Source organism: Segatella cerevisiae, assembly GCF_024054555.1.
GTDB classification, from domain to species: Bacteria; Bacteroidota; Bacteroidia; order Bacteroidales; family Bacteroidaceae; genus Prevotella; species Prevotella cerevisiae.
Window position 1 is genome coordinate 13,266 of the sequence record NZ_JAMXLY010000015.1, and the last position, 16,230, is coordinate 29,495.

Consider the following 16,230-nt stretch of genomic DNA (forward strand, 5'->3'; position numbering starts at 1 on the left):
ATCTCTTTTTCGTTCGTCCTGTCAGAGGTCGTCGGAGAGCGGATGACTCTCCTTGAATTTGAGAAGTGAATAGGATGGAAAACCCTAAAATTCTTACAAAGGTAAGAAAAAAATATAGGATAATTATTCCCTGGACTGAGAATCCTTTAAAAAAAACTAAAAGGAAGATAAAAATGACAGATTTCAATTTTTTTTAAGACCTCCGTTGAACGTTTTTTCCGTTTTCTCTATATCTTTGCTGCAGAAATGAAGAAAGTCTTACTTATCATATTATGCGTGGTTTCGGCTGTTGGCGCATACGCCCAAAGAGCCGATTTGAATACCCAGAAAGAAATCTGGAGAAAGATGGTCGCTGATACCGTGTCAGCACCTTCTGCGCGGAATTCTGATGACTCCTATAACCGTTCTGATCCTTCTTTGGCAAAAGCCATCGAGCCTCAGGTCATTGACAATTTTGCTTTCGGTCTTCATCAGGGACTGAATGTCAATTTAGGTGCTTCTGCCTATGCCACTTTCGGACATAACGTCCCTCATCGCGGGGGCTTCTCCCAGACGATGGATGTGCTGTATCTTACACCGCTGACGAAAGACAACCGTCTTTGGTTGGGCGCAGGCGGATACATTAATCACTACAACTGGGGCAGTGACCAATATGCTAATGCAGGTCTTTACGGGATATTGGATTATCAGATCGACCCGCATTGGGAGGCTTACATCTACGGACAGTTGTCTCTGCAGGGAAATAATGGCATGTATCAGCAACCTTGGGGATATGGCTATAACCCCTATTATGGTGGCATGGGTTACCCTTATGGTTATGCCATGGGTCCCGGTTATGGCGCAATGAGTTATGGTATGGGGGCTCCCGGCGCTAATGTTATTGGCGGTGGTGTCACTTATCATAACAAGAATTTCTCGTTGGGCGTTTCTGTTGAAGGAGACTGGTATTCCACACCTCACAATTTCAGATACTTTGACCAATACAACTATCCCACTCCGAAATGAGATCATTTTGCGGTAGCCGGCAGACGGGAATCGATTCGACCATAATACTGTTCCACTTTGAAGTAAGGGCGGAGAGTTTTCTGGGTGTTGAAGTGCTCTGATTGTTTTCCTGTTATGACGGATAATTATTCCCAAGGAAATTAGTTTTCTGATAACGGGTATGCTCTTTCTGCAAGGAGATGGTTGAAGATTCCTTTCCTGTTATTTTGGATGCAGTGAAAAACAAATGAGACATTCGGAAAATCTTATCCATCAATAAGAGTTATCTATTGTGATTCATCGGAAAAAGGGTGTGGTCGTAGTCTCGAGAAAGAGACCGTCGACTTTCGAGAAACATAGCGCTGACTTTCGAGAAACTACGAGGCCTTCTTTCTCGAAACTACGAAATCTTCTTTTTCAGAGGTTTTGAGATCGCTTTTTGGGGGTGGAAACATCAGTGAGTCAGATGACTGAACGGAGACCTTTCCTAACTTGTTTCTATAAAAAATTAAAGATAAGCTAGGACTGTTTTTGTTGGAGGAAGACTGCTGGGTTGCCCAGGACTATCCCTTAAATAAAAAGTTGATTTTTCTTGTCTTTCAACTCCAAATCGGTGAAAAATCAGACCATATCGGTTCTGCCGGTAAGACACAATAAAATCTGTCCGAAAGAGAGGATGAGAAAAATAAAGTGGCAATGAAATTCAGTTAGCCCCACTTTCGGAAGAACGTAAAGTGAAAGAGGAAAATAAGAATGACTTTTCGGAAATTCGGGAGATTGCGCGAGAAGTAGGACTTGAAATACGACATAGATAGCGAAGGGAGAGACACTTATAATAAGAGGTGTAAATCACAGAAGGGGGTTGTCGGTAGAAAGCCCCCTATCATGTTGGGAGACCTTTTTGCCGATTTCTTACAGAACGAAAAGGCGTGTCTTTATTTGCTAAGTCTAAATGACAAATATTGAGGGGCAAAGTGCATTTTTAGCATTTTTAACCTAAAAAGCCTCTATAAATTGCCATTTTGCTTTTAGAAAGTTGGCGTTTCTCCACTTTTTTCCTATCTTTGTAATGGATTTGAAGGGATGATGCCCTGATAGGTTCGTATAAAGGTCAAGAAGATTATAATTCACTTTTTAAAAATAAATTTTAAAATGGCACAATTTACTAAGTCAGTATTGGAAAAGTACGGGATCACAGGTACAACTGAGGTTCTCTACAATCCTTCTTATGAGGTGTTGTTCAACGAAGAGACCAAACCTGAACTCACAGGTTATGACAGAGGTCAGGAAACAGAACTTGGTGCAATCAATGTAATGACAGGCATCTATACCGGTCGTTCTCCTAAGGATAAGTTCATCGTGGATGATGCCAAGGCTCATGACACTGTATGGTGGGATTCTGAGGAGTATCATAACGATAATCACCGTGCTTCCGAGTCTACTTGGAAGGCTGTTAAAGACATTGCAAAGAAAGAACTTTCTAACAAGAAACTTTATGTCGTTGATGGCTTCTGCGGTGCTAACAAGGATACTCGTATGAAGGTCCGCTTCATTGTAGAGGTTGCTTGGCAGGCTCACTTCGTAACAAATATGTTCATCCGTCCTCAAACCGAGGCTGAATTCGAACAGGAACCTGACTTCATCGTTTACAATGCTTCTAAGGCTAAGGTAACCAACTGGAAGGAACTGGGTCTCCACTCTGAGACAGCTGTTCTGTTCAACGTTACTTCTAAAGAGCAGGTTATCGTTAATACATGGTATGGTGGAGAAATGAAGAAGGGTATGTTCTCTATGCAGAACTACTTCTTGCCTTTGAGAGGCATCGCTTCTATGCACTGCTCTGCTAATACAGATAAGAGCAATCAGAACACCGCTATCTTCTTCGGTCTGTCCGGTACAGGTAAGACCACTCTGTCTACAGATCCTAAACGTAAGTTGATCGGTGATGATGAGCACGGATGGGATGACAATGGTGTCTTCAACCTCGAGGGTGGCTGCTATGCAAAGGTCATCAACCTGGATAAGGATGCTGAGCCTGACATCTATGGCGCAATTACCCGTGACGCTCTGCTTGAGAACGTAACAGTAGACAAAAACGGCAAGATCGACTTTGCTGACAAGAGCGTAACGGAGAATACCCGTGTATCTTACCCAATCTATCATATCAAGAATATCGTACGTCCTATCTCTCACGGACCAGCTGCTAAGCAGGTGATCTTCCTGAGTGCTGACGCTTTCGGCGTACTGCCTCCAGTTTCTATCTTGAGCCATGAACAGACTAAGTACTACTTCCTCTCTGGATTTACAGCTAAGTTGGCTGGTACAGAGCGTGGTATCACTGCTCCTACACCTACATTCTCTGCTTGCTTCGGCCAGGCATTCCTGGAGTTGCATCCTACAAAGTATGCTGAGGAGTTGGTTCGCCACATGAAGAAGAGTGGTGCTAAGTGCTACTTGGTCAACACAGGTTGGAATGGTACAGGCAAGCGTATTTCTATCCGCGATACCCGTGGCATCATCGACCGTATCCTTGACCATGAGATCGACAAGGCTCCTACGAAGACACTGCCTTACTTCGACTTTGTTGTTCCTACTCATCTTGAGGGTGTAAATGATGATATCCTCGATCCTCGTGATACTTACAAGGATCCGGCTGAATGGGATAAGAGGGCTAAAGACCTGGCTGCCCGCTTCATCAAGAACTTCAAGAAGTATGAAGGCAACGCAGCTGGCAAGGCTCTTGTAGCTGCCGGTCCAAAACTTTGATAAGTTGAGATCAACTTAGAATTTTTCTAAATTAAATACTCATCCCGTTTCTTCGTGAGAGGAAACGGGATGTTTTTTGTTCTTCTGTTCCTAATCTGATTCATACATCCTGTGAGATTTTTCCAAGTGCCCTTCCCGGAGGAATGGAATTCTGACGTTGCTTCCCCTTCTCCGTTATAAAGGTGCAGTTTTCCCTAAACAAACTTAAAAAACAGGTTCATAAGCCATAATTTATATAATAATGTTCTCAAAAGGCGTTTAATCTAAATAAAACTGTGTAAATTTGCAAGCAAAAATATTTTGAAGAGTACAATGAAAAAACCGTTGTCAATATTCGCCGTCATGCTTTGGGCAGTTCTGACGCTTTCATCTTGCTTAAACAACGACGATGATGTCACATATTACAAGGATACAGCCATCACATCATTCTCAGTAGGGACTTTGAATTCTCTTGTAGATACGATGTCCAATGGAGAAAAGGATACGGTGAATTGTTCAGGTTATAAATTCAGTATAAATCAGGCTTCACACCTTATCTATAACACTGATTCCCTCCCTGCAGGCTTGGATATGAAGAAAGCAGTAGTGACAATTGGCAGTAAGAACGGTGGTGTCATCGGCATACTGCAATTGGACAGTGCGGGACATGAGAAGGAATCTACAGACTTGAATAATGTCGTCTATTATCAAAGTACCGATTCCTTGGATCTTTCCGTACCAAGACATCTTTATGTCTTCAATTCCTCTATGTCCGCTTATGTGATCTATACGCTTAAGGTCAGTTTCCATAAAGAATTTGCGGATTCTTTCCCTCTAAGCCATCTGGGCGCAAACGCCGGGATCGCTGCACTCTCTGAAATGAAAGCTGTAGCTAACAACAATAGCATGTTTGTCTTCGGACAGCAGAACGGTAATCTGAAGATCTTCTCTACATCGATCTCTGATGGGAGAAACTGGACCGAAATCCCTTCTCCTTCCGTCTTGCAGGGGAGTGACTATCATAATATCGTGGCGAAGGGCGGTTATCTCTATGCTTTGAGCAATGGTAACATCTATCGTTCCGGTGATGCCCGCACATGGAGCAAGGTGGGTTCTGCTCCTTCCTTGACAACACTGCTGGGTGCAGGCACAGCAGATCTTTTCGGCACGACAGCAACAGGTTTTATGTACTCGAAGGATGATGGCGCCAGTTGGTCTAAACAGAATGTGGACGGACCGGTTGACAGTTTGGCAACAGCGAATGTAAGTTGTATATGCCTGCCCTCTCTGACCAATGACAGTACGGATATGATGACCGTTGTCGGCAATTATTTCAGTGACAATCATGTGGTCGTATGGAATGTGGCTGCAGAATATAGCTGGGGGACAGAATTGCAGAATTGGTATTTTGCTTCACCTACTGCATGGTACCAGAAATCATATAGCACGCAGTTTGTTCAGGGCAAGATGCCTGACAAACTCTTGGCTGCAGCATACGGAAGTGACATAGAAGGACTTGGCAGTGACTTGAAACTCTACAGTAGTATCGATCACGGCCTGACCTGGCATGTGGATTCAACAGTGACGAAAAAACTCACTCGCGCAATCGGAACATTGCACCGGGGATATGCCTTCACTTCTGACAAGAACAATAACCTTTGGATCATCGACCAGTCTACGGGTAATATCTGGCGGGGACGACATAACAGTAAAGGCTGGATCGACCAGTCTGACGTTACATACTGAACCGGATCTTAAAGGAATTTCTTCTCAACAACTGCTGACGGGAAGACTGTGGCGGGGCGACAACAAAGGCCTGAACAGTGATAAAGAAGAATCGGATGAAACAGAATGATTTGAAAAATCAACTGGACATGAAGCGGATTCCACAGCATATTGCCATCATCATGGATGGCAATGGGCGGTGGGCAGAAGCACGTGGGGAAAAGCGGACTTACGGCCATCAGGCCGGTGTAGACACTGTCCGCCATATCACTGCTGAGTGTGCCCGACTCGGTGTGAAATACCTCACGCTCTATACCTTTTCCATGGAAAACTGGAATAGGCCGACTTCTGAAATCCAAGCTCTCATGGGATTGGTCCTGTCTTCTCTCAAAGATGATATCTTCATGAACTATAATGTCCGCTTCCAGGTCATCGGTGACGTGAAGCGCCTCCCAGCAGAGGTTCAGGACAAACTGAATGAGACTATTGAGACGACTGCTGCAAACAGTGGCATGACGATGGTGGTGGCTTTGAGCTACGGCTCTCGCTGGGAGATGACAAAGGCTGTCAAGGATATTGTGCGGGATCTGCAGAAAAAAGGTCTGGATAAATACTCGGATCAGGACCTGGACCAACTCATCACGGAAGATACAGTCTGCTCACATCTGGAAACCCGTTTTATGCCTGACCCGGATCTGCTGATTCGTACAGGCGGAGAACTCCGCGTTTCCAATTTCCTCCTGTGGCAGATCGCCTATACAGAATTGTATTTCTGTGATACTTATTGGCCGGATTTCAGAGAGCAGAACCTCTATAAGGCTATTCTCAGCTATCAGAAACGGCAGCGTAGATTCGGCAAGACTGAATCTCAGATCGAAGATGATGAAGAAGATGTCCGTCTCGCTGATAACCTTGGGGACATCCAAAATAAGGCAAAGAACAAGTTGGGCAAAAGTCCTGTTGACGAAGATGAATTTGAAGAAGTTAAATGAGGATACACCGGATATTCAGGTGAGAACCTACTGATCATAAGTGGAGAGTGTGGGGAATGGGATCTCAAAAGTGATGGAATGAATTTGAATAAGATATATATATTTGGTATGGACCATATAAAGAAGGTGTTGTTTCTACTCGTCATGATTTTTGGATTGACGGTGAGTGCAGATGCTCAAGATAAAATTGTCAATCCTGATATCTCCTATGCGGGTACACCTCGTACAGTGACTATCGGCGGAATCAATGTCTCGGGTGTAGAAGGGTATGAAGATTATGTGCTTGCCGGTATATCCGGGCTTTCTGTCGGGCAACAGATCACTGTGCCGGGAACGGAGATCACGGATGCCGTCAAGCGGTATTGGAAGCATGGTCTTTTCTCCAAAGTCCAGATTGCTGCTGACTCGCTGGTGGGTGACAAAATCTATCTGCATATCTTCCTGGCTGTACGCCCCCGTGTCTCGACAATCAATTATATCGGATTGAAGAAGAGTGAGCGGACGGATATGGAAAAGAAACTCGGACTGCTCAAGGGGAGTCAGATTACGCCGAATATGATTGACCGTGCAAAGATCCTCGCCAAGAAATATTTCGATGATAAAGGCTATAAGAACGCTGACATTACGATCAATCAGCGGGATGATCCTGCCAACAAGAACCAGGTTATTCTGGATGTCCTTGTAGATAAGAAAGAGAAGATCAAAGTCCACCAGATTATCATAGAAGGCAACAAGTATTTGTCGGATGGTGGAATCAAGGGTGGTTTTATGCGTAAAGGTGCCTTTAAGAAGACACATGAAGCGAACAAAATTGGTACGTTCCTGAAGAGCAAGAAATTCACTCAGGAGAACTGGGAGAAAGACAAGCAGAACCTGCTTGACAGATATAATGAACTGGGATTCCGCGACGCTGTGATCCTTAAAGACAGTGTCTGGAATTTTGACCCCAAGCATGTCAATGTCTATGTGAAAGTTGACGAAGGCAAGAAATATTATATCCGGAATATTACATGGGTCGGCAACACGGTATACACTACTGATTACCTGAGTGCCGTACTCGGAATGAAGAAGGGCGATGTCTACAATCAGAAACTCTTGAACAAGAGATTGACGGAAGATGATGATGCCGTAGGTAACCTGTACTGGAACAACGGTTATCTGTTCTATACCCTTCAGCCTACAGAAATTAATATCGTAGGTGACAGCATCGATTTGGAGATGCGTATCTATGAAGGCCAACAGGCTCACTTGGATCATGTCCGGATCAATGGCAATGACCGTCTGTATGAAAATGTCATCCGTCGTGAATTGCGTACGAAACCTGGTGACCTGTTCTCTAAGGAAGCGCTCACCCGTTCAGCTCGTGAAATTGCTTCCATGGGATTCTTTGATCAGGAGAAAGTAAACCCGGATGTCAAACCGAATTACGAAGATGGTACAGTTGACATCAACTGGAATTTGGTGCAGAAGAGTAATGACCAGATCGAGTTCTCACTGGGTTGGGGACAAACTGGTGTCATCGGACGTGTTGCTTTGAAACTGAATAATTTCTCTGTCAGAAACCTGTTTAACAAGAACAAGGAACACCGTGGCATTATGCCTATCGGAGATGGTGAGACACTGAGTATCGGCGCACAGACGAACGGTTCTTACTACCAGAACTATGATGTCAGTTATTCGACAAACTGGTTTGGAGGCAAACGGCCTATACAATTCAGTGTGGGCGCATACTTCTCCAAACAGACAGACGTCTCAAGCAACTATTACAATAGTTCTTATATGAATAATTACTATAATTACATGTATGGCTATGGCAGTAGTTACACGAACAGTTATGAAGATTATTATGACCCTGACAAATATGTCAAAATGTTCGGCGTGAACATAGGCTGGGGAAAACGCCTGCGCTGGCCGGATGATTATTTCACCCTTTCATTGCAGTTGGCTTATACCCGGTATATGCTGAAGAACTGGAGCTATTTCCTGATGACAAACGGACAAGCCAACAACTTGAACTTGACGATTGCCCTAAGTCGTACTTCAACGGATAATCAACTCTATCCTCGTAGCGGTTCTGATTTCCAGGCTAGCGTAACGCTCACACCGCCTTGGAGTGTTTGGGATAATAAAGACTACAAGAATCTTGCCACCAACTACAATGATCCTGACTACGACAAGCAGATGCAGGATAAGTACCGCTGGATAGAATACAACAAATGGAAATTCAAGGCTCGGACCTATACCGCTTTGAGCAGCAGTCCGAAGACCTTCGTCTTGATGACTCGTGTGGAACTCGGTCTTCTGGGTTCATACAATAAATACAAGAAGAGTCCGTTTGAAACATACTACATGGGTGGTGACGGTATGAGCGGCTACTCCACAGGATACGCTGAGGAAACGATAGGACTGCGTGGATATGAGAATGGCTCTCTTACACCTTATGGATCCGAAGGATATGCTTATGACCGATACACGCTCGAACTCCGTTATCCGTTCCTTCTCGGAAACACAACCATCTATGGTTTGACCTTCATGGAGGCAGGTAATGCCTGGACGAGTACGACGAAATTCAACCCATTCGACATGAAGCGTTCTGCCGGAGTCGGTGTCAGAATCTATCTGCCTATGGTCGGATTGATGGGTATTGACTGGGGCTATGGCTTTGACAAAGTCTTTGGAGAAAAGGGCGGAAGTCAGTTCCACTTCATCCTTGGACAGGAATTTTAATGAAGATGAGGTCGTTTACAATGAGAATATAATGACGGTATAAAGTGTAATACAGAAAGGATTAGAAAATGAAAAAGGTAATTACATTGTGCCTCTTTGTCCTGATGGCAATGACGGCAAGCGCTCAGAAATTTGCACTTGTGGATATGGACTATATTCTGAAAAACATCCCTACATACGTACGTGCAAACGAGCAACTTGATCAACTTGGCGACAGATGGAAAGCTGAGATAGATTCTCTTAATTCTGTGGCCAGTACAATGTATAAAAACTACCAGAATGAGATGACCTATCTCTCCCAAAAGCAGAAGCAGACTCGCCAGCAGGCTATCGTCAACAAGGAGAAACAGGCAAATGACTTGAAAAAGTCCTATTTTGGCCCTGATGGGGAGTTGGCCAAGAGGCGCGAGGCGCTCATGACTCCCATTCAGCAGAAAATCTATAATGCAGTAAAGACCATCTGCGAGCTCCATGACTATTCTCTGGTCGTAGACCGCAGCAGTAATTCCAGTATCATATTCGGTTCACCGCAAATTGACATCTCTGATGAAGTCCTGAAGAAATTAGGATATTCAAATAATTAGTATTAACTTTGCAATTTACCGGATTAATATTAACTTTGCAATTAAATTATAAAAATAAAGAAAAATGAAAAAGTTACTTTTTATGTTGATGTTGATGATGCCAATGTCAATTTTTGCACAGAAGTTTGGTGTCGTTGATTTGGATGCTATCGCTCAGTCTCTTCCTGAATATACTGCAGCGCAGACAGAATTGAAAAACCTGAATGATCAAGATCAGAAAGATCTGCAGAGCATGCAGGCTGAGGTTCAGAGAAAGTATGATGAATACCAGAAGAGTGCTTCTACAATGAACGCTACAGCTAAACAGGCAAAGGAAAAAGAATTGCAGGACCTGGGAGATAAATATCAGCAGGCTGCTCAACAGAAATCTCAGGATTTCCAGAAAGCACAGCAGGAAAAACTTGCACCTGTTCAGGCCAAGGTGTCTCAGGTGATTGAGAAAGTCGGTAAAGAAGGTGGCTATACCTCTATCTTTATGAAGGGTTCTATGCCTTATATCAGTGCAACACTTGTAAAGGACGTGACGGCTGAATGTAAAGCTGAGATCCTGAAAATGAAATAAGGTATTCTGTTATATTAAATTATCTAAGGGCAGTTCTCATCGGGGTCTGCCCTTTTGACTCTTTTAGTACGTCTGCCTATCTGTTGATCAGGTGAGCGAAGGGGAGGATTTTAGGATATGAAAAAACTGTTGTTTTATCTGCTGTTGGTCTTGTTGCCGAGTGCAGTCTGTGCGCAGAGTCAGCCTTCTGTGATGAATGCTCCTGTCCAGGCACAGCGCTTTGGCTATTTCTCTTATAAGACAGTTCTTCAGGCGATGCCGGCGTATGCCAGGACCCGCCAAAGTCTCAGTGATTTGAGAAACAAGTACAACGCTGAAATGAAACGTGCCGAGGATGAGTTTAACAGCAAGTATGAAGAGTTCTTGGAAGGACAGAAAGACTTCGCTCCTTCTATCCTGGTGAAGCGGCAGGCTGAGCTCCGGGATCTGATGGAGAAGAATATGGCGTTCAAGGAACAGTCCAAGCGCTTGTTGGCTCAGGCTGAACAGAACGCGATGGCGCCTCTCAAGGCAAGCATCATGTCGGCGGTAGATACCATCGGGAAACGGGAAGGCTTGTCTTTCGTCCTGAATACGGATAATGACGCAGTGCCTTATGTCGATCCTTCTCTGGGAGTAGATGTTACGGAGGCTCTGGAGTCTGCCTTGCATTGAGTCCCGATGGACTCCGGGACAGGGTGTTGAACAGTTGTTCGACCGCGTTCCGGAGATAGAATAGAGGCTGAGGTTATGGATAGTTATAAAACAAGTATGACAATAAATTTACCTTCTGCACCGGGTCCTATAGGTGTTTTCGATTCCGGCTATGGCGGGTTGACGGTCTTGCATGGCATCCGTCAGGCCCTGCCGGAATATGACTACATCTATCTGGGAGACAATGCGAGGGCGCCTTATGGCAATAGGTCCTTTGACGTTATTTATGAGTTTACTAGGCAGGCTGTCATCAAACTCTTTGAGATGGGCTGCCATTTGATTATCCTTGGATGCAATACGGCATCCGCCAGGGCTCTCAGGACTATCCAGCAGCAGGATCTCCCCCAACTGGACCCCAATCGGAGGGTCTTAGGGGTCATCCGACCGACCGCTGAGGTCATTGGAAAACTCACGACCAATAATCATGTGGGACTTCTAGCTACTGAAGGGACGGTGCTGAGCCGTAGCTACGATATGGAAATCAAGAAACTTTGGCCTGAGATCAAGGTCACCGGCGTCGCTTGCCCTTTCTGGGTACCTCTGATCGAATACGGGGAGGCAGGCAGTCCGGGGGCTGACTATTTCGTGAAGGACCGCATCGATCAACTGATGCAGAAAGATCCGCAGATAGATACGATTATCCTGGGATGCACACATTATCCCCTGCTGATGCCGAAGATTTCCAAATATGTCAAACCGGATGTACAACTCGTACCGCAGGGGAAGTTTGTGGCTACAAGCCTCGTCAGTTATATGAAGCGTCATCAGGAAATAGACAGGGCGTGCACAAAGCATGGGACCTGCCACTATTTTACAACTGAGAACCCGGAAAAATTCAAAGGCAGTGCTAAGATCTTCCTGAAAGAAGAGATTCCTGTCAGCCATATAGACTTGGATCAGGACTCTCTGACCGTTCAGGGTGGTTGTAAATGACATTCATTCCACTTTGTAACCCCTGCAGAGGTTGCCAAGTGTGAGATAAAGTGCCGGGTGTCTTTCCTTTAAGAAGAGCCCCGGAAAACGAATATTAGGAAGGATTATATTATGCGAGAAACAAGACAAAACCGTATAGCCCGACTCTTACAGAAAGAGTTGGCAACACTGTTCCAGGAACAGACACGCAGTACACATGGTATCCTGATTAGTGTGACGAATCTGAAGATTAGTCCGGATATGAGTATTTGTACAGCTTACCTTTCCATCTTCCCTCCTGAAAAGGCAGATGAAATCGTGAAGAATATCCGTGCGAATGAAAAGACGATCCGCTATAACCTCGGGACACGGGTAGGAAAACAATTGCGGATTATTCCGGAATTGAGGTTCTTCCTTGATGATACACTGGATTATCAGGAGCACATTGATGAGATCCTGAAAAAGGAATAATGGATGGTTTGTCTGACAGGAGTGTGCCCGGTGACAGTTGAGGCGAACGTTTTGAAATTCCTTTTCGCTTGAGACGGTATAAACCACTCTCTGTCTTACTTGATTGATAAATATGAATTTCCCTTTTTTCATAGCCCGGAGATACCTCTTTTCCAAGAAGAGTACCCATGCTATCAATATCATCAGTGCCATTAGCGTGATCGGCGTAGCTGTTGCCACGATGGCAATGGTTATCGTACTGAGCGTGTTCAATGGTTTCCATGATCTGATAGCTTCCCTGTTTACTAATTTTGACCCACAACTGGAAGTCGTCCCTACGATGGGGAAGACGGCTCCTTCAGATGACCCTGTGCTCACCAAGATACGTCAAATGCCTCAGGTGGAAGTTGCTACAGAGTGTGTGGAGGACCAGGCTTTGGCGATCTACCATGATAAACAGGCGATGATCACGATAAAAGGCGTGGAGGATAATTTTCCTCAGTTGTCTCATATTACGGATATCCTCTATGGAAACGGCAGTTTTGAACTCCATGCTGCCAATCTGCAATATGGCGTGCTGGGAATACAACTGGCACAGCAATTGAATGCCGGGGCTGACTGGGACGGCTACATGAAGATATACGCCCCAGTGAAAGAGGGACAGTTGGATATGACGAATCCCGCAGGGGGCTTTGTCGTAGATTCACTCATCTCACCGGGGGTGATCTTTTCTGTCAAACAGGCTAAATATGACCGGAACTATATTCTGACTTCTATATCCTTTGCACGGAATCTGTTTGGGGAGCAAGGTATGCTCTCTTCTTTGGAATTGAGATTGAAGCAAAGCTCTGATCTGGAATCCGTGAAAAGGAAAATGCAGAAAATTGCAGGAAAGAAATACAGGGTTCTCGACCGCTTTGAGCAGCAGGATGATACGTTCAAGATTATGACAGTGGAAAAGTTGATGGCCTATCTTTTCCTGACCTTTATTCTGGTCGTAGCCTGCTTTAATATCATCAGTTCTTTGTCCATGTTGATCATTGATAAGAAAGCTGATGTGGTGACATTGAGGAATCTCGGGGCCAGTGACCGGCAGATTATAAGGGTATTCCTTTTTGAGGGCAGGATGATCTCTGTCATCGGTGCCATTGTAGGCATTGGTCTCGGGCTGCTCTTGTGCTGGCTGCAGCAGACCTATGGTTTTGTCTCTCTGGGTCGGACCGCAGGCTCTTTCATCGTCGACTCTTATCCGGTGAGCGTGCATTATACTGATGTCCTGCTCATTTTCCTGACGGTAATTATTGTAGGATGGCTTGCCGTCTATTATCCGGTAAGGTATCTGAGTAAAAGGCTTTTGAAATAGCCTGTCTTACGACACGTGAGTCAGACGGTTTCTTTTCAAAACGGGTCAACTGGGGATCAATGTTTTCTATCCTCAGGGGACTTGTTCACTTGAGAATTCGTTTTTAATGAAGATGGTGAGAGAAGACGGTTCCTGCCAGTTACATTTTGGGAAAGTGGTTCGTCTGTGTTTTTCATGGAAATAAAGTTGCTGCTTACGACTCGTAAAAAGGGATTGTCATTCCCTGCCTTCCGCTAAAACGATTCTCAGGGTTCTACTTTCTTTTGGATAATGGTCAGTCCGTCTCTGACAGGAAGGATGACTTGTTCGGCATGAGGATCATTGGCAACATAGTCATTGAATGTGCGGATTCCGGCAGTTTGGGCATCATGCTCATATTGGGGGTCGATGACATGACCGTCCCAAAGTGTATTGTCAACCAGAATAAATCCACCAGGTCTGAGGATCCGCATAACAGTTTGATAGGTCTCAATATAGGTCCGTTTGTCTCCGTCTATGAAAGCCATATCGAAGATGATGCCTGATGCAGGCGCTTCCTTGTTTGCGTCACCGATGCGAAAAATGATCTTATCGGCCACAGGAGAGCATTCTATCCAATGGCGGGTAAAGTCTTCCATTTCGTCGTTGATCTCATAGGTATAGACCTTTCCGCCTTCAGAGAGCCCTTCTGCCATGCAGATGGCACTATATCCGCTGAAAGTCCCGACTTCGAGGATGTTCTTCGGTTGAATCATGCGGACAAACATTTTCAGCATCCTTCCCTGGAGGTATCCGCTGGCCATTCTCCCGTGAAGGGTATGGATATTCGTGGCCCGCCAGAGATGGTATAGGTAATCGCCCTCGGGTTCACTGTGCTCGCGGATATATTGGTCCAGACGGTTGTCTTCGGGCCTTTCGTCATTGGGATTGATAAGAGAAGGTCTTTCCTGACTTGGTTTCATCGGCTTGAGTGGTCTTTCAGAGAGAAGCGGTCATTTCTCTTTTGTTGAGAGGATTCCGGCAATGGCCAGATCATATCCTGCGAGCCCGAATCCGCAGATCGTACCCAGACAGGCACAACTGATCATCGATTGATGGCGAAATGCTTCTCTCTGGAAGATGTTGGAAATATGCACTTCAATGACCGGACATTTCAGACTCCTGATGCAGTCTTGCAAGGCAATGCTGGTGTGCGTATAGGCACCGGCGTTCAGGACAATGCCGTCATAGGTGAATCCGATCTCCTGCATCTTGTCGATCAATTTCCCTTCAATGTTGCTCTGATAATAGTCTATTTGTATCTCAGGGTATTTTGCCTTGAGTTTCGGAAGATAACTCTCGAAGGAGTTCTTGCCGTAGATGCCGGGTTCTCTTATACCTAGGAGATTCAAGTTCGGACCGTTGATGATTTGTATTTTCATATTCAAAAATAAATTGTACCTTTGTTCATGATTCGTTTCTCCCTTGCAAATATAGCGAAAAATCCTGAAAAGTGGGTGGAAGAGATGAAAACTGTTGAGGTTTGATAATGGAAAAGAATTCTTCGAAAGAAATGCTGAAAGGTTATCTGAGATACCTGAAACTCGAAAGGAGTTATTCTCCCAATACAGTTGAGGCTTATCATCGGGATGTCCTGCTCCTCCTGAGTTTTCTAGAGAAGAAGGGGATGCGTCCGGTTGAGGTACAACTTGAAGATTTGGAGCAATTTTCGGCCGGTTTGCATGATCTTGGGGAGAGTCCCCGGTCTCAGGCGCGGATCTTGTGCGGTGTGCGCTCTTTCTACCGGTATCTGCAACTGGACGGTTACTTGAAAGATGACCCCTCTGAACTCCTGGAGTCTCCCAGAGTGGGTGAACACCTGCCGGAATACCTGACTACTCAGGAAGTGGATCAGTTGGAAGCCTCTATCGATCTCAGCAAATGGGAGGGACAGCGCAACAAGGCCATCATCGAAGTCCTGTTCTCTTGCGGACTTCGTGTGTCTGAACTGGTCAACCTGCAGTTTTCCAATCTCTATCTGGATGAAAAATTCGTCAGGGTGATCGGGAAAGGAAATAAGGAGCGTTTGGTGCCGATCTCCGATATGGCAATCAAGGAACTGAACCTGTGGTTCGTTGACCGTCGCCAGATGAATATACAGCCTGGTGAAGAGGGATATGTCTTCCTGAATCGCCGGGGACATCACCTCACACGCGTGATGGTCCTCATCATGATAAAAAGGCAAGCTCGGGAGGCCGGCATACAGAAGACGATCTCTCCGCATACCCTTCGGCATTCCTTTGCTACGGCTTTGTTGAAGGGCGGTGCAGACCTGCGGGCCATACAGGCCATGTTGGGACATGAAGATATCGGGACGACAGAGATTTACACGCATCTTGAGACTTCAGACCTGAGGCGGGAAATCCTTCAGCATCATCCGAGAAACCAAAAGCCTTTTCCGCCTTATCGGAAAGATGGAAATTGATCTGTAAAGTCCGTTCTCTGTTTTTTTAGTCGCCTTGGACTTTTTATATG

The 16,230-nt window shown here is 45.2% G+C and carries 13 protein-coding genes and 1 pseudogene; 12 read left to right on the plus strand and 2 right to left on the minus strand.

The genetic code is table 11. The annotated features are described in order from the left end of the window. Positions 1 to 246 precede the first annotated feature (246 nt). From NG821_RS05465 to NG821_RS05515, 11 genes and pseudogenes are all read left to right on the plus strand, one after another. Positions 247 to 1,005, plus strand: a complete 759-nt coding sequence (locus NG821_RS05465) for a hypothetical protein (protein WP_252760691.1) — start codon at positions 247 to 249, stop codon at positions 1,003 to 1,005. A gap of 1,131 nt (positions 1,006 to 2,136) precedes the next feature. Then, a complete protein-coding gene (pckA, locus tag NG821_RS05470; RefSeq protein WP_252760653.1) occupies positions 2,137 to 3,750 on the plus strand; it encodes a phosphoenolpyruvate carboxykinase (ATP) in 1,614 nt (537 codons plus the stop codon). Between the two features lie 312 nt (positions 3,751 to 4,062). Further along, a complete protein-coding gene (locus NG821_RS05475; RefSeq protein WP_252760654.1) occupies positions 4,063 to 5,475 on the plus strand; it encodes a DUF6242 domain-containing protein in 1,413 nt (470 codons plus the stop codon). Positions 5,476 to 5,585: 110 nt separating this feature from the next. Continuing rightward, positions 5,586 to 6,341, plus strand: a pseudogene (locus NG821_RS05480) (isoprenyl transferase); the annotation flags it as partial. A 213-nt stretch (positions 6,342 to 6,554) separates the two neighbouring features. Beyond that, positions 6,555 to 9,173, plus strand: a complete 2,619-nt coding sequence (locus NG821_RS05485) for a BamA/OMP85 family outer membrane protein (protein WP_252760655.1) — start codon at positions 6,555 to 6,557, stop codon at positions 9,171 to 9,173. A gap of 68 nt (positions 9,174 to 9,241) precedes the next feature. Beyond that, positions 9,242 to 9,757: an OmpH family outer membrane protein gene (locus tag NG821_RS05490; RefSeq protein ID WP_252760656.1), complete on the plus strand. Its 516-nt coding sequence runs from the start codon at positions 9,242 to 9,244 to the stop codon at positions 9,755 to 9,757. Between the two features lie 64 nt (positions 9,758 to 9,821). Then, positions 9,822 to 10,319 (plus strand): OmpH family outer membrane protein, encoded by a 498-nt coding sequence (locus NG821_RS05495; protein ID WP_252760657.1) that lies wholly within the window; start codon positions 9,822 to 9,824, stop codon positions 10,317 to 10,319. Between the two features lie 117 nt (positions 10,320 to 10,436). Then, entirely contained in the window at positions 10,437 to 10,973 is a 537-nt protein-coding gene (locus NG821_RS05500; protein WP_252760658.1) for an OmpH family outer membrane protein, read from the plus strand. 96 nt (positions 10,974 to 11,069) lie between these two features. Beyond that, entirely contained in the window at positions 11,070 to 11,945 is an 876-nt protein-coding gene (gene murI, locus NG821_RS05505; RefSeq protein WP_252760659.1) for a glutamate racemase, read from the plus strand. Between the two features lie 111 nt (positions 11,946 to 12,056). Continuing rightward, entirely contained in the window at positions 12,057 to 12,395 is a 339-nt protein-coding gene (rbfA, locus tag NG821_RS05510; RefSeq protein WP_252760660.1) for a 30S ribosome-binding factor RbfA, read from the plus strand. Positions 12,396 to 12,507: 112 nt separating this feature from the next. Beyond that, positions 12,508 to 13,737, plus strand: coding sequence for an FtsX-like permease family protein (locus NG821_RS05515; protein ID WP_252760661.1), 1,230 nt, complete (start codon positions 12,508 to 12,510; stop codon positions 13,735 to 13,737). A gap of 245 nt (positions 13,738 to 13,982) precedes the next feature. Here NG821_RS05515 and NG821_RS05520 read toward each other — a convergent pair whose 3' ends face one another. Next, complete coding sequence (locus NG821_RS05520) at positions 13,983 to 14,678, minus strand: O-methyltransferase (protein WP_252760662.1); 696 nt, start codon at positions 14,676 to 14,678, stop codon at positions 13,983 to 13,985. 30 nt (positions 14,679 to 14,708) lie between these two features. Next, on the minus strand, positions 14,709 to 15,137 hold the full coding sequence (gene aroQ / locus NG821_RS05525) for a type II 3-dehydroquinate dehydratase (RefSeq protein ID WP_252760663.1): 429 nt from the start codon (positions 15,135 to 15,137) through the stop codon (positions 14,709 to 14,711). A gap of 107 nt (positions 15,138 to 15,244) precedes the next feature. Here aroQ and xerA point away from each other — a divergent pair, with 107 nt between their 5' ends. Then, positions 15,245 to 16,180 carry a site-specific tyrosine recombinase/integron integrase gene (xerA, locus tag NG821_RS05530; protein WP_252760664.1) on the plus strand — a complete coding sequence of 312 codons (936 nt, stop codon included), beginning with the start codon at positions 15,245 to 15,247 and terminating at the stop codon, positions 16,178 to 16,180. Positions 16,181 to 16,230: the final 50 nt, after the last annotated feature.